Below are 24237 nucleotides of genomic sequence, written 5' to 3'. Positions count from 1 at the left end.
GGTAAAGTTATTCTGTGACGAAGATCGATAATCCTGGGGCATTCACTTTCTGGTCGTTGTTGTTATCACGCCTTGAATTTACAGTGTTCCAAAGATTTATTCTGACTTTAGCGGAGCAGTAGAAGAATGACAAAGTATGCTTTGGTAGGTGATGTGGGCGGCACGAACGCGCGCCTTGCACTCTGCGATGTAAATAGCGGTGACATTTCCCAGGCGAAAACCTATTCAGGGCTGGATTATCCAAGTCTGGAAGCCGTGGTTCGCGTATATCTTGAAGAGCATAAGGTCAGCGTCGAAGACGGCTGTATCGCTATTGCGTGCCCGATTACCGGTGACTGGGTGGCGATGACCAACCACACCTGGGCCTTCTCCATTGCCGAAATGAAAAAAAACCTCGGCTTTGCGCATCTTGAAATCATCAATGACTTCACGGCGGTATCGATGGCGATCCCGATGCTGAAGCCGGAACACCTGATCCAGTTTGGCGGCACGGCGCCGGTCGAAGGCAAGCCGATTGCGGTTTACGGCGCGGGAACCGGGCTGGGCGTCTCTCACCTTGTCCACGTCGATAAGCGCTGGGTCAGTCTGCCGGGCGAAGGCGGCCACGTGGATTTCGCACCGAACAGTGAAGAAGAGGGCATTATCCTCGAAGAGTTACGTGCTGAGATCGGCCACGTTTCTGCCGAGCGCGTGCTGTCGGGCCCCGGGCTGGTCAATTTGTACCGTGCGATTGTGAAATCTGATGGTCGTCTGCCTGAAAATCTGCAGCCTAAAGACGTGACCGAGCGCGCCCTGGCGGACAGCTGCATCGATTGTCGTCGTGCCTTGTCCCTGTTCTGCGTGATTATGGGGCGCTTCGGCGGCAACCTGGCGCTGACGCTGGGCACCTTTGGCGGCGTCTATATTGCGGGCGGTATCATGCCGCGCTTCCTCGAGTTCTTTAAAGCCTCCGGTTTCCGCGGCGGGTTTGAAGATAAAGGGCGCTTCAGAAGCTACGTGCAGGACATCCCTGTTTACCTGATTGTGCACGATAATCCAGGGCTGCTGGGATCGGGTGCGCATTTGCGTCAGGTTCTGGGACAAATTCTCTGATGGTCATTCCCCTCTCCATCGGGGGAGGGGAACGTTCACAGGTGCATCAGCTGGCGAAACTCTTTTACCTTGCTGCGGCTCACGGGCACCTGGAAGTCGAGATCCTTCAGTCGCAAAATATACGTGTTGTTAAACCAGGGTTCGATCTCGCGGATCTTGTTCAAATTGACGCAAAACGATCGGTGGCAGCGGAAGAAGTGCGCCGCAGGTAGCTTGCTGCAAAACTCGGTGATGTTCATCGCCATCACGTACGATTCACGTCGCGTATAGACAAACGTCATCTTTTCATGTGCTTCGGCGTAATAAATATCGTCGATAGGCGTGACGATGATCCTTTCATCCTTCACCAGATTAATGGTGTCATTCTCCCGGATAGCAGGGCTTGCGGTCGCAGGCGCGGCTTGCTGTTTCCATGCCGCTTCCAGCTTTTGCAGCATGCTGATAATACGCGACTCCTGATAAGGCTTGAGGATGTAGTCAAACGCTTCCAGCTCGAAGGCCTCCACGGCGTGCTCTTTCCACGCGGTAACAAAGACAATAAAGGGCTTGTGGGCAAACTGATTAATATTTTGCGCCAGCAGCACGCCATCCAGCGACGGAATATTAATATCGAGAAAAATGGCATCGACCCGGTTGTGCTGGAGGAACTTCAGCACGTCCAGGCCATCTTCGAAAGTGCCTACAATCTCCATCTGGCTGTGCGTTTTGATGAGCCAGCTCAGCTCCTGTTGAGCCAGAACCTCATCTTCCACAATGATGACTTTCATCTGTAACTCCGGCCTATGGCATCAGGGATATCGGTGCATGAACGGGGGTGCGTTCATTCGGCACGTAAAACGCGATTTCTGTGCCCGGCTCCAGGCGATGAATGTGCAGCCCGTCGCCGTACAGCAGTTTGACCCGGTGGTGGACATTCAAAAGGCCAATCTTATTGCCCGGCATTTCGTTGGATTCCACGCGTTCAATAACCTTTGGGTCGATACCGTGGCCGGTATCGCGCACCGCAATGCGCACGCGATTCCCGCTCTCGGTCACGCTAATGGTCACTACGCCTTTGCCTTTGCACGGCTGAATTCCGTGGACAATGGCGTTTTCCACCAGCGGCTGGATCAGCAGGCTTGGGATCACGCAGTTGACCTCTTCATCAATATCGTAAATGACGGTGAGCTTATCGCCAAAGCGGGCCTGTTCGATCGCGATGTAATCTTTGATTTGATAAAGCTCTTTTTTGATGTCGATCTGCTCGTCATCTTTCAATTCAATGTTGTAGCGCAGATAGCGTGACAGGTTGAAAATCAGCTGGCGGGCGGTGTCCGGATTAAGGCGAATGGAGGAGGAGATGGCGTTCAGCGCGTTAAACAGGAAATGAGGATTAATTTTACTTTGCAGCGCGCGTAGCTCTGCCTTATTTGCCATTTCGCGCAGCTGCTCCGCGCGCGAGACTTCCAGCTGAGTTGAGATGATTTGCGACAGACCAATCGCCATTTCCTGTAATGAGGAGGTGATCTGGTGCGCATGGCAGTAGTAAATCTTCAGCGTGCCCGTGACGACACCTTTCTCCCACAATGGGATCACCAGCATGGAGTGTATTTCGGGCGTCCTGTGGGCTTCATCATTGTTTTTGATGATGATTTTACCGTAGTTGATCGCCTGTCGGGTGGTTGGGCTGATGGTGTCGTCGTTGTCACGATAGTTGTGCTCCCCGACGCCCACGTAGGCCAGCACGTGGTCGATATTGGTGATGGCGACGGCATCGGCGTGAATATCACGACGGATGATATCGCAGACCTGGCGTAAAGACTCAACGTTAACGTGGCGGAACAGCGGCAGCGTTTTGTTGGCAATATCGAGTGCCAGCTTGGCCTGACGTGCGGCGCTGGCCTCTTTTTCCCCTTCCACACTCTGCACCAGCAGGACAATAAAGCCTATGCAGACGCTGCCGAGGATCATCGGAATACCGATTTTCGAAACAATATCCAGCCCAAGAGCGGTCGTGGGTGCCCACACCACAACCAAAATCATGGTCAAGGTTTCACACACCATGCCCGCGATGATCCCGGCGCGCCAGTGCTGCTTTTTGGGGAATTTGCGGTTAATCCAGCCGGACAGGATCCCGGCGATAATGCTGGTAATAAAGCACGGAATAGCCGTCACGCCGCCGATATCAATCAAATAGCGGTGTGTGCCGGCAATCAATCCAGTGATCACCCCAACCCAGGGGCCAAACAGTATCCCGCCTGACATCACGGCGATAATGCGCACGTTGACCAGCGACCCTTCGACAGGTACTCCGGACCAGGTGCTGAAAAGGGCAAACATCGAAAAGATGGCGGTTACGGCCAGCAGCTCTTTTGGCGAATGCGCTGACTTGTGCAGAAGCTCGCGGAACAGGCGAATGCGAATGAGGAAAAACAGACAAATCAGCAGTAGCGCTGCGCGATCAAATACCGCCAGCAGCATATCGAATATTTCGTGCACAAGTGAACCTGGAGAATCGGTAAAGAACCATGATAAAAAACCTGGCGCGTATTGACCAGCTATCCGTCAGGTTTATCAAATGAGGAAAAACCATAGTTTACAAAGGGGATTGTTCGGAAAGTTCTTCAGTCCGGCTGAATTTTTCTGAACGAAGCGCAGCGAGGTAATGGTTATGATAACGTCATGTTAAATAACAGGTATTAAAATACCCTTTTACGTCATCAGCCTTCCGCTTTTAGCGACAGCAGGGTTCCTGTTTTAACGCGATATCTTTTTTTTACTTTCCCTCTCGACAGCATGTTTTTTTTCAGGTTATTTTCTAAGCACGCCACATCGGTGGCAGCGTCGCTCGGACGGTCCGGGCGCTAACGTTAATCTGAGGAATCTATGGCTGAATTCAGTCCTGAACGCCGTTTCACGCGTATCGATCGTCTCCCCCCTTATGTTTTCAATATCACTGCTGAGCTGAAGATGGCTGCGCGTCGGCGCGGCGAAGATATCATCGATTTCAGCATGGGTAACCCTGACGGCCCAACGCCGCCGCATATTGTTGAGAAACTCTGTACAGTTGCCCAGCGCCCGGATACGCATGGTTACTCAACGTCTCGCGGTATTCCTCGATTACGTCGTGCCATTTCCCGCTGGTACCAGGATCGCTACCAGGTGGACATCGATCCTGAAAGTGAAGCCATTGTCACCATTGGCTCGAAAGAAGGGCTGGCACACCTGATGCTGGCGACGCTGGATCACGGTGATACCGTGCTGGTGCCAAACCCCAGCTATCCGATCCATATCTACGGTGCGGTGATTGCTGGCGCGCAGGTTCGCTCTGTGCCGCTGGTGGAAGGCGTAGACTTCTTTAACGAACTGGAACGCGCGATTCGTGAAAGCTACCCGAAACCAAAGATGATGATCCTCGGTTTCCCGTCGAACCCAACGGCCCAGTGCGTTGAGCTCGAATTCTTTGAGAAAGTGGTCGCCCTGGCAAAACGTTACGACGTGCTGGTGGTTCACGATCTCGCCTATGCGGATATTGTCTACGACGGATGGAAGGCGCCTTCCATTATGCAGGTGCCGGGCGCACGCGATGTGGCGGTCGAGTTCTTCACGCTGTCGAAAAGTTACAACATGGCGGGTTGGCGCATTGGCTTTATGGTGGGTAACAAGACGCTGGTAAATGCGCTGGCGCGTATTAAGAGTTACCACGACTACGGCACATTTACGCCGCTACAGGTTGCTGCAATTGCTGCGCTCGAAGGCGATCAGCAGTGTGTACAGGATATTGCTGCCCAGTATAAGCGGCGTCGCGATGTGCTGGTGAAAGGCCTGCATGAAGCGGGCTGGATGGTGGAAATGCCGAAGGCGTCCATGTACGTCTGGGCTAAAATTCCTGAGCCCTATGCGGCAATGGGTTCGCTGGAGTTTGCCAAGAAGCTCCTGCAGGATGCGAAGGTGTGCGTCTCGCCGGGCATCGGGTTTGGCGATTATGGCGATACCCACGTGCGGTTTGCGTTGATTGAAAACAGCGACCGCATTCGTCAGGCGGTCAGGGGAATTAAGAGCATGTTCCGGGCTGACGGGCTTCTCTCATCAAAAAATGTGGCTGAACAGCCCGAAACCTGACGACACAAAAAAAACAGGCGCCTTGAGCGCCTGTTTTTTTGACTGCATGTTCTTTACTAGATCATCAGGGCAAAGGTTCCGGCCCAGACTAAAACAATCACCGAAATGCCCATAAAGAAATATTTCACGTTTCATCACTCCGCGTATCTTGTGGTACGCATTCAAAAACAGAGTCCACCTGATTATAGAGAGTTGAAATCGGGCTAAAACGGAAATCGGAATTATCCCGCTACGCCTCAGACTCCACCTCAGAATTCTGCGCTTCCCATTGTCAGACGGCGCTAATGTACGCCTAAAAATAGGGGGTGACAAGTGGGATTTTTCTAAATACTTTCCGACACTTACGAGTGTCGTGGAACGGCGACAGTTTGATTTCAGTACGCAATAAATTCCCGTTGAGCGACGCAGAAAAAAGACGGTTACTCAGGGTAATTACAGGTGATTGAAAAGGTTAGTTTCTTAGCGAAACTAACCTTCTGGTAGGCTTAGATATAGAGAGAGGCTTCGCCCAGCGGACGGGTTTTGAAGCGGCGGTGCATCCACAAATACTGCTCAGGCGCACGCATGATCTCGAACTCGATAACCTTGTTGATAAAGGTCGCGGCTTCACACTCATTTTCCGGGTAGTTCGCCATTTCCGGGGAGATGTGCAAGCGATAACCTGATTTATCCGCTTTTCTGACCATCGTTACGGTCAGCATAGCGGCACCAGAAAGGCGTGAAATCACAAAGGTGCCATTGGTCGTGGCAACGTCTTTAACCGCGAAGAAAGGCGCGAAGCTGCTGCCTTTACGGCCATAATCCTGATCGGGTGCAAACCAGACGGCCTCCCCTTTTTTCAGCGCACCGACCATGCCGCGCAGATTGTTACGGCTGATCATCGCCTTGTTTGAGCGCATACGGCCGCGAGTCTGAACCCACTCCATCAGCGCGCTGTTGTGCGGACGGTAGGTTGCCATCATCGGCTGGCAAAGCCCCATCACGCGTCCACCGAGTTCGAGGGACATAAAGTGAACTCCGACGACCATCACGCCCCGATTCTGCGCCTGGGCACGCTTCAGGTTATCCAGACCTTCTACATCAAACCATTTACGCACGCGTTCATCAGGCCAGAACCAGGCCATCCCGGTTTCCAGCAATGCCATGCCGATAGATTTAAAGTTTTCAGCGATCAGCTTTTCGCGCTGCTGCGCATTGTAGTGCGGGAAGCAAAGTTCAAGATTTTTACGTGCGATAGACTCGCGACGTTTAAGGAAATAGCGCGATGCGCTGCCGAGTCTTGAGCCCAGTATGCGGATCACCGGGTAAGGAAGCTGGACCAGCAACCAAAGTACGCCAAGACCAAACCATGTAAACCAGTAACGCGGGTGCAAGAACGCGCGTTTGAATGAGGATTCAGACAAATTAGAGGAACCTTTGTAAAACCGGTAAAAGTAACGCGCTTAGCGATACCACGTGCCTATTAGACCGTAGTGCAAGGTCATGGTTGCAGGCTTTACCGATCTTTACGGCGTTACCTGGCCATAGCTGACATTGGATGGGCGGCATAATGTAGCACCCTTATACGTTATGTGCTATTACTCGTTTTTGATTAAAAAAGCGGCGATTACGGAGAGGCTTGATTTTGCTATTGTTATAAATGAGCGAAAGTCACTCTTTTGAGGGCGTTGACGATGGATACATATCTGCAAACGGTGAAAGATGAGTGGGTGCAACTGATCAATGAAACTGAGCCACACATTCATCAAGTTACCGCCCAACTTGCCAGCGATCATGCCACTGCTCTGATTGCTGAGTTCTACCGTGTTGTTCTGGCCGATCCTATTGTTGCTGAGTTTTTGACCACTGAACAGGTGGAAAGGCAATTGCAGGAAGCGCTGCGTCGGTGGCTGGTTGATGTTCTCTCCTGTCAGGTTGGGCAGGTTGAGGAGCAGATACGCGCCCAGCAGCGTGCCGCAGATGTGCATGCCCGTATCGGCATCTCTGTCGACCTGGTCGAAATGGGTTTCAGGGTGCTGAAAAAATTGCTGTTACCTATCATTAACGCCACGCCCCATCCCTCTGACGTGAAGCTCAGCGTTTATCACTACGCCATTAACAGTATCGATCTGGCGATGGAGGTAATGTCGCGTGCGTATGTCTTCAGCGAGAACAATGCGGCGAAAGAGGATGAAAACTACCGGATTTTCTCGCTGATGGAGAATGCGGAAGAAGAGAAGGAACGTCAGACCGCTGCGCTGCTGACCTGGGAAATGACGCTGCTCTATAAGGTGATGTTAGATTCCAGCATAGGCAACAGCCGACCGCTCGGGCAATCAGATTTTGGGCTGTGGTTTAGCCATAAAGGACGTCACTATTTCAGCGGTATTGCCGAAGCAGGGCATATCTCCCGTCTTATTCAGGAGTTTGACGAGGCGTTTAATGAGGTTCGCCAGGCTGACGATGCGCTTCATGACAGGTCACGGCAGGTCAAATTTTTGCGGCAGGTGCGTAACACCCTCTCGCAAATCGTTACCCTGCTGCGTGAGCTGTTTGATGAGGTTTCCCGGCATGAGGTGGGAATGGACGTGCTCACCCGACTGCTGAACCGTCGCTTCCTGCCGACCATTTTTAAACGTGAAATCACCCATGCCACCCGCGCCGGTACGCCGCTGTCGGCGCTACTGATCGATGTTGATAAATTCAAGCAAATCAATGATACCTGGGGCCACAATACGGGTGATGAAATCCTGCGAAAAGTGGCGGGTGCGTTTTATGACAACGTTCGCACCTGCGACTACGTATTTCGCTACGGTGGCGATGAGTTTTTAATTGTGCTGACGGAAATCACCGAAGCTGACGCCCTGCGTATTGCAGAACGGATCCGCAAGCGTGTAGAAAAAATTAAGATTAGCTCCCCGACCGGCGAGGCGATCTCTCTTTCCCTTTCAATCGGGGCGGCGATGTTCAATGGGCATCCTGACTACGAACGTTTGATACAGGCAGCGGATGAAGCGCTGTATGGTGCAAAACGACGCGGGCGGAACTGCGTGGAGTTGTGGAAAATGCAGTGATTTTATGAAGTCAGGAAGAACGAAAGTGTCCCCTGCAGGAATCGAACCTGCAACTAGCCCTTAGGAGGGGCTCGTTATATCCATTTAACTAAGGGGACGAGGCGGCACGAGTATAGCGTTATTTACACTTTGCGTTAAGCGCATTGCCGCCTGACTGCTCAAAGAGTCACCATTCAGGCCGATTTTTTTGCCGATTTTTCATTATCTTCCTGCGCCTTGAGCTCGGCCTTACGCTTGTTCGACATATCATTGCGGATTTGCGCATGGCTCAACAGCGCGAAGATAAAGGTCCCGCCGCAAATATTGCCCGCCAGCGTCGGCAGGGCGAATGGCCAGAAGAAATCGCTCCAGTGTAGCGTGCCATTAAAGACCAGATAGAGAATTTCAACGGTACCCACCACGATGTGCGTGGTATCGGCGAGCGCAATCAGCCAGGTCATCAGAATGATCACCACAATTTTTGCGCTGCCTGCCGAGGGGAACATCCACACCATGGTGGCGATGATCCAGCCGGAGATAATCGCATTCGAGAACATCTCTAAGGGCGTGTTTTTCATCACATCCATGCCAATTTTTACAAACGCATCCCGGGTGGGCTCATCAAATATTGGCATATACTCAAAGGCCCAGGCCGCGATGCCTGTACCAATGATATTCCCAAGCAATACCACGCTCCAGAGCCGCATCAGCAAGCCGAAATTGCCCAGGGTAGGGTTTTGCATCACGGGCAGCACGGCAGTGACGGTGTTTTCAGTAAAGAGCTGCTGGCGCGCCATGATGACGATGATAAAGCCGAAGGTGTAGCCAAGATTCTCCAGTAAAAAACCACCCGGCACGCCCTCCAGCTGGACATGAAATATGCCTTTGGCCAGCAGCGACGCCCCCATTGAGAGGCCGGCAGCAATGGCCGACCAGAACAGAGCCATGGCGTCGCGTTCCATCTCCTTTTCGCCATCCTGACGTATATGCTCGTGGATCGCCATCGCACGGGAGGGCAGGCGATCTTCGTCAATTTCTATCTTCTCGCCACGCTCTTTTTCCTCACTCTCAATTTCTACGTCCTCATTGCTCTCGCCAATTTTTTCTTCGCCCACTTCTTTCATAACCGCTCCTGGAGGATGATCTTTCTTTTAAGCGTAGCGGCTTTTATCGTGATGCCTGTGGGGATGCTCTTAAATTGGTGGCAATGGCAACAAAGGTGATACATCTCTTTCAAAGACATTATAAAATTGCCAGCGAAACGAATTCCTAAAGCCAGGCTATGCTGAGATCAGAGTGACGGTGGTTACTGCCCGTAATTGTGCTCATAGACATCGGGAAACGTGCTGTTACAATCACTTGCACGTTTTCATACGGAGCGCCAGATGCTCCGTTACGGATGGCAATCAACGATAGCCATACTGAACAGGGAGATAATTATGAAACTTCGGCTGTCGGCGCTTGCGCTGGGCGCGACGATGCTTGTGGGCTGCGCCAGCTCCGGGGAGCAAACGGGACGCTCCGATCCTCTTGAAGGGTTTAACCGCTCGATGTACAGCTTCAACTATAACGTGCTGGATCCGTATGTGGTTCGCCCGGTAGCGGTGGCATGGCGCGATTATGTTCCGCAACCTGCGCGTAATGGATTAAGCAATTTCACCAGCAACCTGGAAGAGCCAGCGGTGATGGTGAACTATTTCCTGCAAGGTGACCCGTATCAGGGGATGGTGCACTTTACGCGCTTCTTCCTGAACTCCCTGCTGGGTATGGGCGGCTTCATTGATGTCGCGGGCATGGCAAACACAAAACTGCAGCGTGAACAGCCGCACCGTTTCGGCAGCACGCTGGGGCATTACGGTGTAGGTTATGGTCCGTATGTGCATCTGCCGTTCTATGGCAGTTTCACCGTGCGTGATGATGGCGGCGATATGGTGGATACGCTGTATCCTGTGCTGTCATGGCTGACCTGGCCGCTGTCGATTGGTAAGTGGACGGTGGAAGGGATTGAAACGCGTGCGCAACTGCTGGACTCTGACGGTCTGCTGCGCCAGTCTTCCGATCCGTATATCATGGTGCGTGAAGCGTACTTCCAGAACCATGACTTCATTGCCAATGGCGGCAAGCTGAAGCCGGAAGATAATCCGAACGCGAAAGCCATCGAGAATGAACTCAAAGATATCGATTCGGAATAAATAAAAAAGGTGAGCGATGCTCACCTTTTTTGATCCCTGCGCGAATTAGAACGCGTAGTTGAAGTTGGTACCGAACAGCCAGGCTTTACCTTCAGAGGTGAACTCGTAAGGGCCTTCCTGGAACGTCACTTTCTGACCGTGCATATAAGAGACGCCAGCGTCGACTGACGCATTCTCGTTGAATGCATAGGTTGCACCAGCACTCAGCCAGAAGCGGTCCTGATCCGGGATGGAGATGGAGCGCTTATCAGCCGGAACCGGGCTATCATCAAAAGCGATACCGGTACGGAACGTCCAGTTGTCGTCCATATAGTAGGTTGTACCCAGCGCAATACGGTATGCGTCGTGGAAACTTTCGTCCTTATAGAACAGCGTCTGACCATTGGTGCCGGTCGCTTTCAACTCTTCGAACTGACTCCAGCTGGTGTATGCCAGGCTATAGTGAATAGCCCACTGTGGTGCGACGCGGTTGTAACCGGAGACTTCCCACATTTCTGGCAGATGCAGTGACAGTGAACCTGGTACGGTCTGGTTTGACGTGCCCCACGGGATGGTGGTGCCTGCACCCGGAACCATGCCGTTTACAGGGCTCAGGATGCCGCTTTTGTAATCGCCATCGAAATCAATTTTCACTTCTGAGCGATAGGTCAGACCCCAGCGGTTATTTTTGTCCAGCTCATACAGAATACCCGCGTTCCAGCCGTAGCCCCACTCATCGCCCTTCAGGCTGGCGATCTTGTTGCTGTTTTTCGGCAGAGCGGCAGTTTGTTCACCGGTATAACGCTCAATTTTGGCATCAGCGTAGACGGCATCAAAGCCCAGGCCGAAGCTCCAGTTGTCATTGAGACGATACGCGCCGCTCAGGTTCAGGTTGAGGGTAGTTAAATCGGTTTTGCCCCCATATTCGCCTGCCGGGTAATTGTTATTGAACTCGGTTGCCAGACCATAGTTAGAGGTGACTGACGCACCCCAACCAAATTGTTCATTAATCGGCGCAACGAAGTGCAGGTTAGGTACCCACGCTGTCGGCGCAATGTTATCCGCTTTCAGGCTCGCGCCGGTGAAAGGCGATTTGCCGGAAATATTGACATCAGGATCGATGTAAACCGCACCAGCAGAGAAGGTCGGGCGATCGAACATCATGATAAGCGCAGGGTTACGACTTGCGTTACCTGCGTCATCAGCAATAGCGCCTTCCCCGGAATATGCACGGCCAAGGCCAGAGGAAGAAAATTCGTTTAACTGGAAGCCCGCTGACCAGGCGGACGTTGAGACGATTGCCACTGCGACTGCCAGCGCAGTCTTTTTGAACAGGGTTTTCTGGCTCATGACCATAACCTCATTGAGTTATTTTTATTCAATAATTGTTACATACCGTAACAGGAGCGCGAAGTGTAGGGTCTGAGGTATGACATACAAATCAGACCAGTGGCGTGAGTATAGGTCTGACCAGCTAATATGTTGCAAGTTTGTTTATTAATATTTTCAAACATGTTTCTTGAAACGAGATCTGGTTGGCAAAATTGTGACCAGCGAGACTCACCCGAAAGGGTGAATTTTGTTTTAGATCATTTTTTAGTGTGATATTGCTCACTTATCCGATTTTGCGTCATTAACGGCTGGAGAGAGCCAACGGCGGGGCGTAAAATATCAGCATCGTGTTTATCTCGCGCTTCGCGCGAATACAGAGGAAATTGAGCTATGAGTAAATGCAGTGCTGATGAAACCCCGGTTTGCTGCTGTATGGATGTTGGCACCATCATGGACAACACCGATTGCACCGCGTCTTACAGCCGTGTATTCACTAGCCGTGCCGAAGCGGAAGAAACCCTGGCCGCGCTGAGTCAGCGTGCGCGTGAAGTAGAATCCGATCCGTGCGAAATCAAGTCGACCTTTACCGAAGTGGACGGCGGCGTGAAGCTGGACATCGATTTTGTTTTTGCGTGTGAAGCTGAAACGCTGATTTTCCAGCTGGGCCTGCGTTAATCCTTTTGCCCGGCGGCGCTTCGCTTGCACGGGCCTACGATCGTGTAGGCCGGGTAAGGCAACGCCGCCACCCGGCAACAAAACCGCACAAATGCCTCTGCCATGCAGGGGCATTTTCTTTTTCTTCTCTGTGTTTTAGCTCGCATTTTTATGCTTCCCCGATTGGCTGAATGTAAAAAAATGGTTAAGACTGTTATCAGGTCAGACCACTTTATATTTGTGTAAAGTTTTTTACAGGGGAATGTTATGAGTCAGGCATTACCGCTTATCACCCGACAAGGTGATCGCATTGCCATTGTTAGCGGGTTGCGCACGCCGTTTGCGCGTCAGGCAACCGCCTTTCATGGTATACCGGCCGTCGATCTGGGAAAAATAGTCGTAGGCGAGATGCTGGCTCGCAGCGAAATTCCGCCTGAGGTCATCGAACAGCTGGTCTTCGGCCAGGTCGTGCAGATGCCTGAAGCCCCCAACATTGCACGTGAAATTGTTCTCGGCACGGGAATGAATGTGCACACCGATGCCTACAGCGTCAGTCGCGCCTGCGCGACCAGCTTTCAGGCGGTGGCTAACGTGGCCGAAAGCCTGATGGCGGGGACTATTCGCGCGGGTATCGCGGGCGGGGCGGACTCCTCTTCAGTGCTGCCGATTGGGGTCAGCAAAAAGCTGGCACGTATCCTCGTGGATGCTAACAAAGCCCGCACGACCGGCCAGAAACTTAAACTCTTCTCGCGTTTACGCCTGCGCGATCTGATGCCTGTTCCGCCCGCGGTGGCTGAATATTCAACCGGTCTGCGCATGGGCGATACCGCTGAGCAGATGGCGAAGACCTACGGCATCACCCGCGAACAGCAGGATGCGCTGGCGCATCGTTCGCACCAGCTCGCTGCGAAGGCCTGGTCGGAAGGCAAACTTGCCGACGAGGTGATGACGGCTTACATCCCGCCTTTCCGCGAACCTCTGGTGGAAGATAACAATATCCGCGGCACCTCGACGCTGGCGGATTACGCAAAACTGCGCCCGGCGTTTGATCGTAAACATGGCACCGTTACGGCGGCCAACAGTACGCCTCTGACGGACGGTGCTGCGGCCGTGATCCTGATGACCGAATCCCGTGCGAAGGAGCTTGGCATCACCCCGCTGGGTTATTTGCGAAGCTATGCGTTTACGGCGATTGATGTCTGGCAGGACATGTTGTTAGGTCCAGCCTGGTCCACGCCGCTGGCGCTGGAGCGCGCGGGGCTGACGCTGGCTGACTTAACCCTGATCGATATGCACGAAGCCTTTGCCGCACAAACCCTGGCAAACATCCAGCTGTTGGCAAGCGAGCGCTTCGCGCGCGATGTACTGGGCCGCGCCCACGCGACCGGCGAAGTGGATCAGAGTAAGTTTAACGTGCTTGGCGGATCCATCGCCTACGGCCATCCGTTTGCGGCAACGGGCGCGCGTATGATTACCCAAACGTTACATGAACTTCGTCGCCGCGGCGGTGGGTTTGGTCTCGTTACCGCCTGCGCGGCAGGTGGTCTTGGCGCAGCAATGGTTCTGGAGGCTGAATAATGGACATGCCATCTGCATTCAATCTGACGGTTCGCCTCGATAACGTGGCCGTTATCACTATTGATGTGCCTGATGAAAAGATGAATACCCTGAAGGCCGAATTTGGCGTTCAGGTGCGCGCGATGCTAAAACAGCTCCGCGAAAACAAAGCCATTCGCGGTCTGGTGTTTATCTCGGCCAAGCCGGATAACTTTATTGCCGGAGCCGATATCAACATGATTGCCCGCGCGCAAAGCGCTCAGGAAGCCGAAGAGCTGGCGCGTCAGGGGCAGCAGGTGATGGCTGAGATCCACGCCCTGTCGTTCCCGGTGATTGCTGCCATACACGGCGCTTGTCTGGGGGGCGGTTTAGAGCTGGCGCTGGCCTGCCATAGCCGCATTTGTACCGATGATGCAAAAACGGTGTTAGGCCTGCCGGAAGTGCAGTTAGGCCTGTTACCTGGCTCGGGTGGAACGCAGCGTTTACCGCGTCTGGTGGGGGTGAGTACCGCGCTGGAGATGATCTTAACCGGCAAGCAGCTGCGCGCCCGTCAGGCGCTGAAAGTGGGTCTGGTCGATGAAGTGGTTGCCCACTCGATTTTGCTGGAGGCCGCCGTTGAGTTGGCCCTGAAAGGGCGTCAGGCAAAACGTCCTCTTCCTGTGCGTGAGCGCGTGCTGGCAGGGCCACTGGGGCGCGCGCTCCTGTTCAGCATGGTAAGCAAAAAGACCGAGCAAAAAACCAAAGGCAACTACCCGGCGGCGAAGCGCATTCTTGAAGTGATTGAAACCGGCTTGTCACAGGGCAGCAGCAGCGGTTATGCCGCCGAGGCAAAAGCCTTTGGTGAACTGGCGATGACGCCGCAGTCTCAGGCGCTGCGCAGCATCTTCTTTGCCAGCACTGACGTCAAAAAAGATCCGGGAAGCGAAGCTGAGCCTGCGCCGCTGCGCGCCGTTGGCGTGCTGGGGGGCGGGCTGATGGGCGGTGGAATTGCGTTTGTCACTGCCAGCAAAGGCAAATTGCCGGTGCGTATCAAAGACATTAATCCTAAGGGAATCAACCACGCGCTTCAGTACAGCTGGCAGAACCTCGATCAGAAGGTTAAACGCCGCCATATCAAAGCAAGCGAGCGCGATAAAACACTCGCGATGATCACTGGCACCACGGACTACCGCGGTTTTGCACATCGCGATCTGGTGATAGAAGCCGTGTTTGAAGATCTGGCGCTCAAGCAGCAAATGGTGGCAGACGTTGAACAGCATTGCGCCCCGCATACCATCTTTGCTTCAAACACCTCGTCATTGCCGATTGGCGACATCGCGGCGAAAGCCGCACGACCGGAACAGGTTATTGGTCTGCACTTCTTTAGCCCGGTTGAAAAAATGCCGCTGGTGGAGGTTATTCCACACGCGACCACCAGTCCGCAAACCGTTGCCACGGTGGTCAAGCTCGCGAAAAAGCAGGGCAAAACGCCGATTGTCGTGGCAGATAAAGCAGGTTTCTACGTCAATCGTATTCTGGCTCCCTACATTAATGAAGCAATGCGGTTGCTGACGGAAGGGGAGAAGATTGAGCACGTCGATGAGGCGCTGGTGAAGTTTGGTTTCCCTGTCGGCCCAATCCAACTTTTGGATGAGGTAGGAATAGATACCGGCACTAAAATTATACCTGTACTGGAAGCTGCTTACGGAGACCGTTTTAGCCCCCCTGCAAACATTGTTTCTGCAATTTTGAAGGACGATCGCAAAGGCAGAAAAAATGAACGCGGTTTCTATCTTTACGGGGCAAAAGGGCGTAAAAGCAAGAAACAGGTCGACCCTGCGGTTTATGGGCTTATTTCTGTTACCGGTCAGGGAAAACTGTCGTCAGCGCAGTGTGCTGAGCGTTGTGTGATGATGATGCTCAACGAAGCGGCGCGCTGTTTCGGCGAACAGGTGATCAAAAGCGCACGCGATGGTGACATCGGTGCCGTATTTGGTATTGGTTTCCCGCCGTTCCTTGGCGGCCCGTTCCGGTATATGGACACCCTCGGGGCGGGTGAAGTGGTTGCAATTCTGCAACGTCTGGCTTCGCAATATGGTCCACGGTTTACACCCTGTGACGAATTATTGCAGATGGCGGAACGGGGCCAGACATTTTGGCCTGCAAGGGAAACTGTCCTCGTAAGCTGAGGTCAAAGAAGGGTAAATCCTTCGGTGAAGAGACCTGTTTTGGCGAATTTGTAAACAGAGATTGACTATACTTACGCCATTGAGGTAAAAAACAGCGTTTCATTCACCGAATGGATCAGGCACAATGCCCGGCCATCGGGTTTTCTACCTCCCAGCTTTAATCGCGGGTAGTCAACGCCGGTGATTCTGGTTAACAAAAGCGGTGCAATATGCAAGTTTTTATCATGCGTCACGGCGACGCGGCACTCGATGCCGCCAGTGACTCAGTACGTCCTTTGACAGTCTGTGGCTGCGACGAATCCCGTCAAATGGCTACCTGGCTTAAAGGTCAAAAAGTGGACATTGAACGCGTTCTGGTGAGTCCGTTCCTGCGTGCAGAACAGACGCTGGATGTGGTAGGGGAGTGTATGAACCTGCCTTCCAGTGTGGATGTTCTCCCTGAACTCACGCCGTGTGGCGATGTGGGTCTTGTGAGTGCCTATCTTCAGGCGCTGTGCAATGAAGGTGTCGCTTCCGCACTGGTCATTTCCCACCTGCCGCTGGTCGGCTATCTGGTATCTGAGCTGTGCCCTGGCGAAACGCCGCCTATGTTCACGACCTCCGCCATTGCCAACGTCACCCTGGACGAAACCGGCAAAGGTGTCTTTAACTGGCAAATGAGTCCGTGCAACCTGAAGATGGCAAAAGCGATCTGACGTGACGTGCGATATGGCGGGGTGCAATGTGCTTCCCGCCATCCTGTCAGGGCAACTCTGGCGGCTGCCATTCCTCGACTTCAATCAACACCAGCAATGCGGCATCTCCGCCGTACTCTTTGGGTGCCTGATGAAACGCCATCACGTGTGGATGCTGAGCCAGCCACAGCGGCGTCTGTTGCTTGAGAATATGTTTGCCGTGACCATGCATCACGCAGGCGCAAAAAACGTGTTCGCGACGACATGCCGCAATCAACGCCCCCAGCTCCTGTTTCGCCTGCATCTGGGTTAACCCGTGCAGATCGAGAAACAGCTCCGGTGAATAGTCCCCACGGCGTAACTTTTTCAGCTCAAAATGGCTGACGTCTTCACGTACGTACTTCACAGCCCCCTGCGTGTTGAGCAGAGGCTGAAATTCATCTGAAAAATAGTGGCTGTTATCGGCCTGCTCCTGGAGCAGTCGCTTGACCGGCACTTCGCTGATTTTTTTGCGCTGAGGACGATGAACGATGGTGTCCTGCGTGATTTTACGCGTCCCGGTCATCAGCTGTCGGAAGAGTGTCTGATCCTCCTCGCTGAGCGATGTTTTCTTTTTCATTTGGCATTCTCATCTCGTATTTCCGATAGTGTACCCGACTAAACGCATTTTTTAACCTCAAGCGGTACGCGTCATTGCTGATTTATCGCCGTCTTCATGGCAAACTAGCCGCCGAAAATTATGCGAGCATGCCCTGGAGGAAAGAGTGGATAAAATTTTTGTCGATGAAGCAGTAAACGAGCTGCATACCATACAGGACATGTTGCGCTGGTCGGTTAGCCGCTTCAGCGCCGCCAATATCTGGTACGGTCACGGTACCGATAACCCGTGGGATGAGGCCGTTCAGCTGGTGCTGCCGTCCCTCTACCTGCCACTGGATATTCCGGAAGACATGCGTACCGCGCGCCTGACCTCCAGCGAGAAGCACCGCATCGTTGAGCGCGTGATCCGCCGCGTGAACGAGCGTATCCCGGTCGCCTACCTGACCAATAAAGCCTGGTTCTGCGGCCACGAGTTCTATGTTGATGAACGCGTGCTGGTGCCGCGCTCGCCGATTGGTGAGCTGATCAACAACCACTTTGAAGGACTGATTAACCATCAGCCGCAGCACATTCTGGATATGTGTACCGGCAGCGGCTGTATTGCGATTGCCTGTGCCTATGCCTTCCCGGAAGCGGAAGTGGACGCGGTCGATATTTCCACCGACGCGCTGGCCGTAACCGAGCACAACATTGAAGAGCACGGTCTGATCCATCACGTTACGCCAATTCGCTCCGATCTGTTCCGCGATCTGCCGACGCTGCAGTACGATCTGATCGTCACCAATCCGCCGTACGTCGATGCAGAAGACATGTCCGATCTGCCAAACGAATATCGCCATGAGCCGGAGCTGGGCCTGGCATCAGGCTCTGACGGCCTGAAGCTGACCCGCCGCATTCTGGCCTGTGCGCCGGATTACCTGACCGACGACGGCGTTCTGATTTGTGAAGTGGGCAACAGCATGGTACATCTGATAGAGCAGTACCCGGATGTGCCGTTCACCTGGCTCGAGTTCGACAACGGCGGTGACGGCGTCTTTATGCTGACCAAAGCGCAGCTGCTCGACGCGCGCGAACACTTCAGCATCTATAAAGATTAATCCAGCGGGCTTCGGCCCGTTTCACAACGCTCAAACACAAACAACAACATCGGAGCCGTGATGGCAGGAAACAGTATTGGACAGGTATTCCGTGTGACCACCTTTGGGGAGTCGCACGGGTTGGCACTCGGTTGCATCGTCGACGGCGTACCGCCGGGCATCGAACTGACCGAAGCAGATTTACAGCACGACCTCGACCGTCGACGTCCGGGTACCTCTCGCTACACCACGCAGCGTCGCGAGCCGGACCAGGTCAAAATTCTTTCCGGCGTCTTTGAAGGGCGCACCACCGGGACCAGCATTGGTCTGCTGATCGAAAATACCGATCAGCGCTCCCAGGACTACGGCGCCATCAAAGACGTTTTCCGTCCGGGCCACGCCGACTACACCTACGAACAAAAGTACGGCTTCCGTGACTATCGCGGCGGCGGGCGTTCTTCCGCGCGTGAAACCGCGATGCGCGTGGCGGCAGGGGCGATTGCCAAGAAATACCTGCAGCAGAAATTTGGCATCGTTATCCGCGGCTGTCTGACCCAGATGGGCGACATTCCACTGGCGATCAAAGACTGGGATCAGGTCGAGCAAAACCCGTTCTTTTGCGCCGATGCCGACAAGCTGGAGGCGCTCGACGAACTGATGCGCGGCCTGAAAAAAGAGGGCGACTCCATCGGTGCGAAAGTCACCGTGGTGGCTGACGGCGTTCCGGCTGGCTGGGGCGAGCCGGTATTTGACCGTCTCGACGCTGACATCGCCCACGCGCTGATGAGCATCAACGCGGTGAAGGGCGTCGAGATTGGCGACGGTTTTGACGTGGTTCAGCTTCGCGGTAGCCAGAACCGCGACGAAATCACGAAAGCGGGCTTCCAGAGCAACCATGCGGGCGGCATTCTGGGCGGTATCAGCAGCGGGCAGCAGATTGTTGCCAACATCGCACTGAAGCCGACTTCCAGCATTACCGTGCCGGGCCACACGATTAACCGCTCTGGTGAAGAAGTTGAGATGATCACCAAAGGACGTCACGATCCGTGCGTGGGGATCCGCGCGGTGCCGATCGCAGAAGCGATGTTGGCGATCGTGTTGATGGATCACTTCCTGCGCCAGCGCGCGCAGAATGCGGATGTGACGACCACCATTCCACGCTGGTAAACATGAAAAAAACCGCAATTGCTCTGCTGGCGCTGCTCGCCAGTGGAGCCTCTCTGGCCGCCACGCCGTGGCAAAAAATCACCCATCCGGTGGCGGGGAGTGCGCAGTCCATCGGTGCCTTCTCTAACGGCTGCATCGTGGGCGCGCAGGAACTTCCGCTGCAGTCGGACACCTATCAGGTGATGCGTACCGATCAGCGCCGCTATTTCGGCCATCCGGATCTGGTGTTGTTTATACAGCGCCTTGGTAATCAGGTGCATAACCTGGGGCTGGGCACGATGCTGATCGGCGATATGGGGATGCCTGCCGGGGGCCGCTTCAACGGCGGTCACGCCAGCCACCAAACCGGACTGGATGTCGATATCTTCTTACAGCTGCCGAAAACGCGCTGGACGTCTTCGCAGCTGCTGAAACCGCAGGCGCTGGATCTGGTCGCGAGCGACGGTAAGCGCGTAGTGCCGTCCCTGTGGACGCAGGATGTCTCCAGCATGATCAAGCTGGCGGCAGAAGATAACGACGTCACGCGGATTTTCGTTAACCCGGCCATCAAGCAACAGCTCTGTCTGGATGCCGGAACGGATCGCGACTGGCTGCGCAAAGTGCGTCCGTGGTTCCAGCACCGTGCACATATGCACGTTCGTCTGCGCTGCCCGGCGAACAGCCTGGAATGTGAAGATCAGCCGCTTCCACCGCCTGGCGATGGCTGTGGTTATGAACTGCAAAGCTGGTTTGAACCGGCGAAGCCTGGAACCTCTAAGCCTGAGAAGAAGACACCGCCTCCGTTGCCGCCTTCCTGCCAGGCGCTACTGGATGAGCATGTACTTTAATGGATAATTTCGTCGATCTGTTTATGGTGTCACCGCTGCTGCTGGCGGTGCTCTTTTTTGTTGCGATGCTCGCCGGGTTTATCGATGCGCTGGCGGGTGGGGGCGGTTTGCTGACGGTTCCGGCGCTGCTGGCGGCGGGCATGAGCCCGGCTCAGGCGCTGGCTACTAACAAGCTGCAGGCCTGCGGTGGGTCGCTCTCGGCGTCGCTCTATTTTATCCGCCGCAAGGTGGTGAGCCTGGCCGATCAGAAGCTCAATATTCTGATGACCTTTATTGGCTCGACGTCGGGCGCGCTGCTGGTTCAGCACGTGCAGTCTGATATTTTGCGTCAGATCCTGCCGATTCTGGTTATCTGCATTGGCCTGTACTTTTTGCTGATGCCAAAGCTCGGTGAAGAGGATCGCCAGCGTCGCCTGCACGGCCTGCCGTTCGCGCTGGTTGCCGGGGGCTGTGTGGGTTTTTATGACGGTTTCTTCGGCCCGGGCGCAGGCTCGTTTTACGCGCTGGCGTTTGTGACGCTGGCCGGGTTCAACCTCGCCAAATCCACCGCCCATGCCAAAGTGCTCAACGCGACCTCAAACGTCGGCGGCCTGCTGCTGTTTATCATTGGCGGCAAGGTTATCTGGGCAACCGGCTTTGTCATGATGGTGGGCCAATTTTTAGGCGCGCGCGTGGGCTCGCGTCTGGTATTGAGCAAGGGGCAAAAGCTGATCCGCCCGATGATTGTTGTGGTCTCGGCGGTGATGAGCGCCAAACTGCTTTATGACAGCCATGGACAGGAGATCCTCACCTGGTTGGGGATGAACTAATGAACAGTACGCATAACTACGAACAGCTGATTGAGATTTTCGACGGCTGTTTTGCTGATGATTTTAATACCCGTCTGATTAAAGGCGACGACGAACCGATCTATCTTCCTGCTGATGCAGAGGTTCCGTATAACCGCATCGTTTTCGCACATGGCTTTTACGCCAGCGGTTTGCACGAGATTTCGCACTGGTGCATCGCGGGGAAAGCACGTCGCGAGCGGGTGGACTTCGGTTACTGGTATTGCCCGGACGGGCGTGACGCCGCAACTCAGGGCCAGTTTGAAGATGTTGAAGTCAAACCCCAGGCGCTGGAGTGGCTGTTTTGCGTGGCGGCGGGCTTCCCGTTCAACGTGAGCTGCGACAACCTGGAAGGCGACTTCGAGCCGGATCGTATCGTCTTCCAGCGCCGCGTTCACAAGCAGGTGATGGAATATCTTGAGAAGGGCATCCCGGAACGTCCGGCGCGCCTGATCGAGGCTTTACAGAATTATTACCACACGCCGGAGATCACGGCGGAATGCTTCCCTTGGCCGGAAGATCTTTAACAGAGGAAAGAAGATGATCGCAGAATTTGAATCACGCATTCTGGCGTTAATTGATGACATGGTGGAACACGCCAGTGATGATGAGCTGTTCGCCAGCGGTTATCTGCGTGGTCACCTGACGCTTGCCGTAGCCGAGCTGGAGGCAGGTGACGATCACTCTGCCGACGCAGTTCACGAAGAAGTGACTCGCAGCCTGGAAAAAGCCATTCAGGCCGGAGAACTCTCTCCGCGCGATCAGTCTTTGGTGCTGGGCATGTGGGACAATCTGTTCCAGCAGGCGAAAGCGAAGTAAGTGTTTCACCACCCTCTCCCTGTGGGAGAGGGACGGGTGAGGGCACCAGACCGCACTCTACTTAACCTTCTTCCCCTTCAGCAGTTTCCGTACCCACAGTCGATTTGGGTTGAGTCCCGCAAGCGTAATTCTGTCCAGCGGAATCGGCTCATCGCTCATCTGCGCGGCTAACACCTCTGCCAGCAGCGGCGCAGAGCACAATCCCCTCGAGCCCAGCCCGCCGAGCATAAACAGCTCCGGATACACCGGTGCGCTTACCGCCGTGTCCCGGTTATCAGCCAGATCCTGATAGGCCGCAAGCGTTGCCTCATAGTCCGGCACGCTCCCCGCCATCGGCAGATGGTCACGCGTGGCGCAGCGTACGCCGCAGCGGGCTTCACCCTCGCTGACGTCAACCTCTTTCGCCCACGCCGCATCCGGGAAACAGTCAACCAGACGCTGGCGGTTCTGCTGCTGGTCCGCGTCGCTGTAGCGCATTTCCGTTTCGCCACGATGATAGCTCGCCCCGATGCAGTGATGGCCGTTAGACGGATTTTGCGGCGTCAGATAGCCGTCATAGCACAGCACCTGACGTAATTTACTCAGTTCGGGCGCGGTTGGGATATGGCTTACCTGGCCGCTGACCGGATACACCGGCAATGTTTCTGTCTGGATAAACTGGCTGATGTAATGTCCGTTTGCCAGCACAACGCTGGCGTGCTGCGCCGCTTTGCCATCAGCAAAACGCAGATTCCAGCTTTCTGTTCGGCTAAGCGATTCAACGGTGTGGGCATAGTGCACCGTCAGCCCGCGAGACTGGGCCAGGGTCATCGCCGCCGCCGTCAAGTCGGCCGGGCACAGCCAGCCGCCGAGCGGATACTGTATACCGTCACAGCGCGTGTCAACGCCCGTGGTTTCAGCGACCTGCTGCGCAGTGACCGCTCGGGCGATCGCCTCCGGCAGACCCAGCGACAGCATTTGCGCGATTTTTTGCTGGCTCTTCTCATCCCAGCCGAGCTGCGTTACGCCGCACCAGTCGTGGTCAAAATCAACAGGCAGAAGATCGTACAGACGACGAGCAAACGTAAATGCCGCCGGGAAAAACTGGAACAGCGCCGGGTCGTGCGCGCTCAGCAGAGGATAAAGCGCGCCCTGACGGTTGCCTGAGGCACCCGTCGCTGGTGCCTCATCGGCGCAGTAGAGCGTGACCTGCCAGCCACGGTGGAGAAGCGCGAGCGAGAGCAGGGCGCTGGCAATGCCGCCGCCAATGAGTGCTACCTCGCGTGTTGCACTGGCGCGACGGGAAAACCACGGTGCCTGAGCGGGGACATTCAACGTCTGTTCCATCGTCCCGACCAGCATGTCGCGCTTGCGGCCAAACCCCTTGGTTTTACGCATGGTAAAGCCCGCTTCCTGCAGCCCGCGGCGGACAAAACCTGCCGAGGTGAAGGTGGCGAGCGTTGCGCCCGGGCGGGCCAGGCGCGCCATTGCGCAAAACAGATGCTGGCTCCACATGTCCGGGTTTTTGGCAGGGGCAAAACCGTCCAGGAACCAGGCATCCACTTTCTGATTCATCGAATCGTCGAGCTGATCGGTCAGTTCGTTAATGTCACCCAGCCATAAATCCAGGGTAACGCGTCCACCGTCAAGAATCAGACGATGGCAGCCACCCACGGCCGGTGGCCATTGCGCCTGAAGCTGCTCTGCCCAGGCTGCCAGCTCCGGCCAGTGCTGATGTGCGAGCTGTAAATCGTGCAAAGTGAGCGGGAATTTTTCAAAACTGACGAAATGTAATCTTTGGAGCGTAGCCTCGGAATGGGCAGCGTGAAACCGATCAAACGCCTGCCAGAGGGTCAGAAAATTGAGGCCGGTACCGAATCCGCTTTCCGCCACCACGAACAGGCTGCGCGGATGCGCGGGGAATCGGGCGCCGAGCTGGTTTCCGTCGAGAAAAACATAACGTGTCTCTTCAAGTCCGTTATCATTAGAAAAATAGACGTCATCAAAATCTCGGGAAACAGGTGTACCCTCAGCGTTGAATTCGAGGTTGGCGGGTTGTATAGCGTTTTGTTTCACGTAAGTTACTCGTCCGACAGGCAGTGGCACGATCTTAACGATGTGAGCCCATCGGTGCAAATTTCCTCAGAAATTGTCTGATCGG

22 protein-coding genes and 1 tRNA gene are annotated in these 24237 nt (G+C 54.5%); 14 read left to right on the top strand and 9 right to left on the bottom strand.

Features of this window, described 5'->3' with window-relative positions; all coding sequences use genetic code 11:
• Positions 1-126 precede the first annotated feature (126 nt).
• Positions 127-1092, top strand: a complete 966-nt coding sequence (glk, locus tag AC2T6E_RS18995; protein ID WP_089597886.1) for a glucokinase — start codon at positions 127-129, stop codon at positions 1090-1092.
• Positions 1093-1127: 35 nt separating this feature from the next.
• Here the strand turns inward: glk and AC2T6E_RS18990 are convergent, their stop codons facing one another.
• Positions 1128-1859, bottom strand: coding sequence for a LytR/AlgR family response regulator transcription factor (locus AC2T6E_RS18990; protein WP_010433183.1), 732 nt, complete (start codon positions 1857-1859; stop codon positions 1128-1130).
• A 13-nt stretch (positions 1860-1872) separates the two neighbouring features.
• Complete coding sequence (locus AC2T6E_RS18985; protein WP_126816123.1) at positions 1873-3570, bottom strand: sensor histidine kinase; 1698 nt, start codon at positions 3568-3570, stop codon at positions 1873-1875.
• Positions 3571-3957: 387 nt separating this feature from the next.
• Between AC2T6E_RS18985 and alaC the strand changes: the two genes are divergently transcribed.
• Positions 3958-5193: an alanine transaminase gene (gene alaC, locus AC2T6E_RS18980; RefSeq protein WP_108416665.1), complete on the top strand. Its 1236-nt coding sequence runs from the start codon at positions 3958-3960 to the stop codon at positions 5191-5193.
• A 56-nt stretch (positions 5194-5249) separates the two neighbouring features.
• Here the strand turns inward: alaC and ypdK are convergent, their stop codons facing one another.
• Both ypdK and lpxP read right to left on the bottom strand, forming a co-directional pair.
• Entirely contained in the window at positions 5250-5321 is a 72-nt protein-coding gene (ypdK, locus tag AC2T6E_RS18975; protein WP_099458937.1) for a membrane protein YpdK, read from the bottom strand.
• Positions 5322-5678: 357 nt separating this feature from the next.
• Positions 5679-6596, bottom strand: a complete 918-nt coding sequence (gene lpxP, locus AC2T6E_RS18970) for a kdo(2)-lipid IV(A) palmitoleoyltransferase (protein WP_010433190.1) — start codon at positions 6594-6596, stop codon at positions 5679-5681.
• A 270-nt stretch (positions 6597-6866) separates the two neighbouring features.
• Between lpxP and AC2T6E_RS18965 the strand changes: the two genes are divergently transcribed.
• A complete protein-coding gene (locus tag AC2T6E_RS18965) occupies positions 6867-8246 on the top strand; it encodes a diguanylate cyclase (protein ID WP_486692864.1) in 1380 nt (459 codons plus the stop codon).
• 26 nt (positions 8247-8272) lie between these two features.
• Here the strand turns inward: AC2T6E_RS18965 and AC2T6E_RS18960 are convergent.
• A tRNA-Arg gene (locus AC2T6E_RS18960) sits at positions 8273-8344 on the bottom strand.
• Positions 8345-8419: 75 nt separating this feature from the next.
• Entirely contained in the window at positions 8420-9349 is a 930-nt protein-coding gene (locus tag AC2T6E_RS18955) for a formate/nitrite transporter family protein (protein ID WP_108416662.1), read from the bottom strand.
• A 315-nt stretch (positions 9350-9664) separates the two neighbouring features.
• Here AC2T6E_RS18955 and mlaA point away from each other — a divergent pair, with 315 nt between their 5' ends.
• Positions 9665-10417 (top strand): phospholipid-binding lipoprotein MlaA, encoded by a 753-nt coding sequence (mlaA, locus tag AC2T6E_RS18950; protein WP_010433199.1) that lies wholly within the window; start codon positions 9665-9667, stop codon positions 10415-10417.
• Positions 10418-10462: 45 nt separating this feature from the next.
• On the opposite strand, the gene fadL is transcribed toward mlaA, so the two are convergent.
• On the bottom strand, positions 10463-11746 hold the full coding sequence (fadL, locus tag AC2T6E_RS18945; RefSeq protein WP_010433202.1) for a long-chain fatty acid transporter FadL: 1284 nt from the start codon (positions 11744-11746) through the stop codon (positions 10463-10465).
• A 372-nt stretch (positions 11747-12118) separates the two neighbouring features.
• Here fadL and AC2T6E_RS18940 point away from each other — a divergent pair, with 372 nt between their 5' ends.
• From AC2T6E_RS18940 to sixA, 4 genes are all read left to right on the top strand, one after another.
• Positions 12119-12403 carry a YfcZ/YiiS family protein gene (locus AC2T6E_RS18940; protein WP_126544333.1) on the top strand — a complete coding sequence of 95 codons (285 nt, stop codon included), beginning with the start codon at positions 12119-12121 and terminating at the stop codon, positions 12401-12403.
• A gap of 246 nt (positions 12404-12649) precedes the next feature.
• Complete coding sequence (gene fadI / locus AC2T6E_RS18935; protein WP_486692861.1) at positions 12650-13960, top strand: acetyl-CoA C-acyltransferase FadI; 1311 nt, start codon at positions 12650-12652, stop codon at positions 13958-13960.
• Positions 13960-16107 (top strand): fatty acid oxidation complex subunit alpha FadJ, encoded by a 2148-nt coding sequence (fadJ, locus tag AC2T6E_RS18930; protein WP_108416660.1) that lies wholly within the window; start codon positions 13960-13962, stop codon positions 16105-16107. Before fadI ends, fadJ begins: the two co-directional genes overlap by 1 nt.
• A 209-nt stretch (positions 16108-16316) precedes the next feature.
• Positions 16317-16802 (top strand): phosphohistidine phosphatase SixA, encoded by a 486-nt coding sequence (sixA, locus tag AC2T6E_RS18925; protein ID WP_003861375.1) that lies wholly within the window; start codon positions 16317-16319, stop codon positions 16800-16802.
• A 46-nt stretch (positions 16803-16848) separates the two neighbouring features.
• Here sixA and smrB read toward each other — a convergent pair whose 3' ends face one another.
• Positions 16849-17400, bottom strand: a complete 552-nt coding sequence (gene smrB / locus AC2T6E_RS18920; protein WP_042718983.1) for an endonuclease SmrB — start codon at positions 17398-17400, stop codon at positions 16849-16851.
• A gap of 145 nt (positions 17401-17545) precedes the next feature.
• Here smrB and prmB point away from each other — a divergent pair, with 145 nt between their 5' ends.
• The 6 genes from prmB to AC2T6E_RS18890 are packed head-to-tail and all read left to right on the top strand — an operon-like array spanning position 17546 to position 22097.
• Complete coding sequence (prmB, locus tag AC2T6E_RS18915; protein ID WP_023312578.1) at positions 17546-18478, top strand: 50S ribosomal protein L3 N(5)-glutamine methyltransferase; 933 nt, start codon at positions 17546-17548, stop codon at positions 18476-18478.
• 60 nt (positions 18479-18538) lie between these two features.
• Positions 18539-19624, top strand: a complete 1086-nt coding sequence (gene aroC / locus AC2T6E_RS18910; RefSeq protein WP_010433219.1) for a chorismate synthase — start codon at positions 18539-18541, stop codon at positions 19622-19624.
• A 2-nt stretch (positions 19625-19626) separates the two neighbouring features.
• A complete protein-coding gene (gene mepA / locus AC2T6E_RS18905; RefSeq protein ID WP_010433221.1) occupies positions 19627-20451 on the top strand; it encodes a penicillin-insensitive murein endopeptidase in 825 nt (274 codons plus the stop codon).
• Positions 20451-21260, top strand: a complete 810-nt coding sequence (locus AC2T6E_RS18900) for a sulfite exporter TauE/SafE family protein (protein ID WP_120157769.1) — start codon at positions 20451-20453, stop codon at positions 21258-21260. Before mepA ends, AC2T6E_RS18900 begins: the two co-directional genes overlap by 1 nt.
• Positions 21260-21805 (top strand): elongation factor P hydroxylase, encoded by a 546-nt coding sequence (locus AC2T6E_RS18895; RefSeq protein WP_120157770.1) that lies wholly within the window; start codon positions 21260-21262, stop codon positions 21803-21805. Before AC2T6E_RS18900 ends, AC2T6E_RS18895 begins: the two co-directional genes overlap by 1 nt.
• A 13-nt stretch (positions 21806-21818) precedes the next feature.
• Positions 21819-22097, top strand: coding sequence for a YfcL family protein (locus AC2T6E_RS18890; protein WP_048029667.1), 279 nt, complete (start codon positions 21819-21821; stop codon positions 22095-22097).
• 57 nt (positions 22098-22154) lie between these two features.
• Here AC2T6E_RS18890 and mnmC read toward each other — a convergent pair whose 3' ends face one another.
• Entirely contained in the window at positions 22155-24152 is a 1998-nt protein-coding gene (mnmC, locus tag AC2T6E_RS18885; RefSeq protein ID WP_316468020.1) for a bifunctional tRNA (5-methylaminomethyl-2-thiouridine)(34)-methyltransferase MnmC2/FAD-dependent 5-carboxymethylaminomethyl-2-thiouridine(34) oxidoreductase MnmC1, read from the bottom strand.
• Positions 24153-24237 lie beyond the last annotated feature (85 nt).

The organism is Enterobacter sp. B79-1, assembly GCF_057444735.1.
The sequence above is the reverse complement of the archived record's forward strand: the minus strand, read 5'-3'. Positions and strand labels throughout refer to the sequence as shown.

Coding starts and splice junctions, on each gene's coding strand:
- glk (WP_089597886.1), top strand. CDS start 127: ATGACAAAGTATGCTTTGGTAGGTGATGTGGGCGGCACGAACGCGCGC.
- AC2T6E_RS18990 (WP_010433183.1), bottom strand. CDS start 1,859: ATGAAAGTCATCATTGTGGAAGATGAGGTTCTGGCTCAACAGGAGCTG.
- alaC (WP_108416665.1), top strand. CDS start 3,958: ATGGCTGAATTCAGTCCTGAACGCCGTTTCACGCGTATCGATCGTCTC.
- AC2T6E_RS18965 (WP_486692864.1), top strand. CDS start 6,867: ATGGATACATATCTGCAAACGGTGAAAGATGAGTGGGTGCAACTGATC.
- AC2T6E_RS18955 (WP_108416662.1), bottom strand. CDS start 9,349: ATGAAAGAAGTGGGCGAAGAAAAAATTGGCGAGAGCAATGAGGACGTA.
- mlaA (WP_010433199.1), top strand. CDS start 9,665: ATGAAACTTCGGCTGTCGGCGCTTGCGCTGGGCGCGACGATGCTTGTG.
- fadL (WP_010433202.1), bottom strand. CDS start 11,746: ATGAGCCAGAAAACCCTGTTCAAAAAGACTGCGCTGGCAGTCGCAGTG.
- AC2T6E_RS18940 (WP_126544333.1), top strand. CDS start 12,119: ATGAGTAAATGCAGTGCTGATGAAACCCCGGTTTGCTGCTGTATGGAT.
- fadI (WP_486692861.1), top strand. CDS start 12,650: ATGAGTCAGGCATTACCGCTTATCACCCGACAAGGTGATCGCATTGCC.
- fadJ (WP_108416660.1), top strand. CDS start 13,960: ATGGACATGCCATCTGCATTCAATCTGACGGTTCGCCTCGATAACGTG.
- sixA (WP_003861375.1), top strand. CDS start 16,317: ATGCAAGTTTTTATCATGCGTCACGGCGACGCGGCACTCGATGCCGCC.
- smrB (WP_042718983.1), bottom strand. CDS start 17,400: ATGAAAAAGAAAACATCGCTCAGCGAGGAGGATCAGACACTCTTCCGA.
- aroC (WP_010433219.1), top strand. CDS start 18,539: ATGGCAGGAAACAGTATTGGACAGGTATTCCGTGTGACCACCTTTGGG.
- mepA (WP_010433221.1), top strand. CDS start 19,627: ATGAAAAAAACCGCAATTGCTCTGCTGGCGCTGCTCGCCAGTGGAGCC.
- AC2T6E_RS18900 (WP_120157769.1), top strand. CDS start 20,451: ATGGATAATTTCGTCGATCTGTTTATGGTGTCACCGCTGCTGCTGGCG.
- AC2T6E_RS18895 (WP_120157770.1), top strand. CDS start 21,260: ATGAACAGTACGCATAACTACGAACAGCTGATTGAGATTTTCGACGGC.
- AC2T6E_RS18890 (WP_048029667.1), top strand. CDS start 21,819: ATGATCGCAGAATTTGAATCACGCATTCTGGCGTTAATTGATGACATG.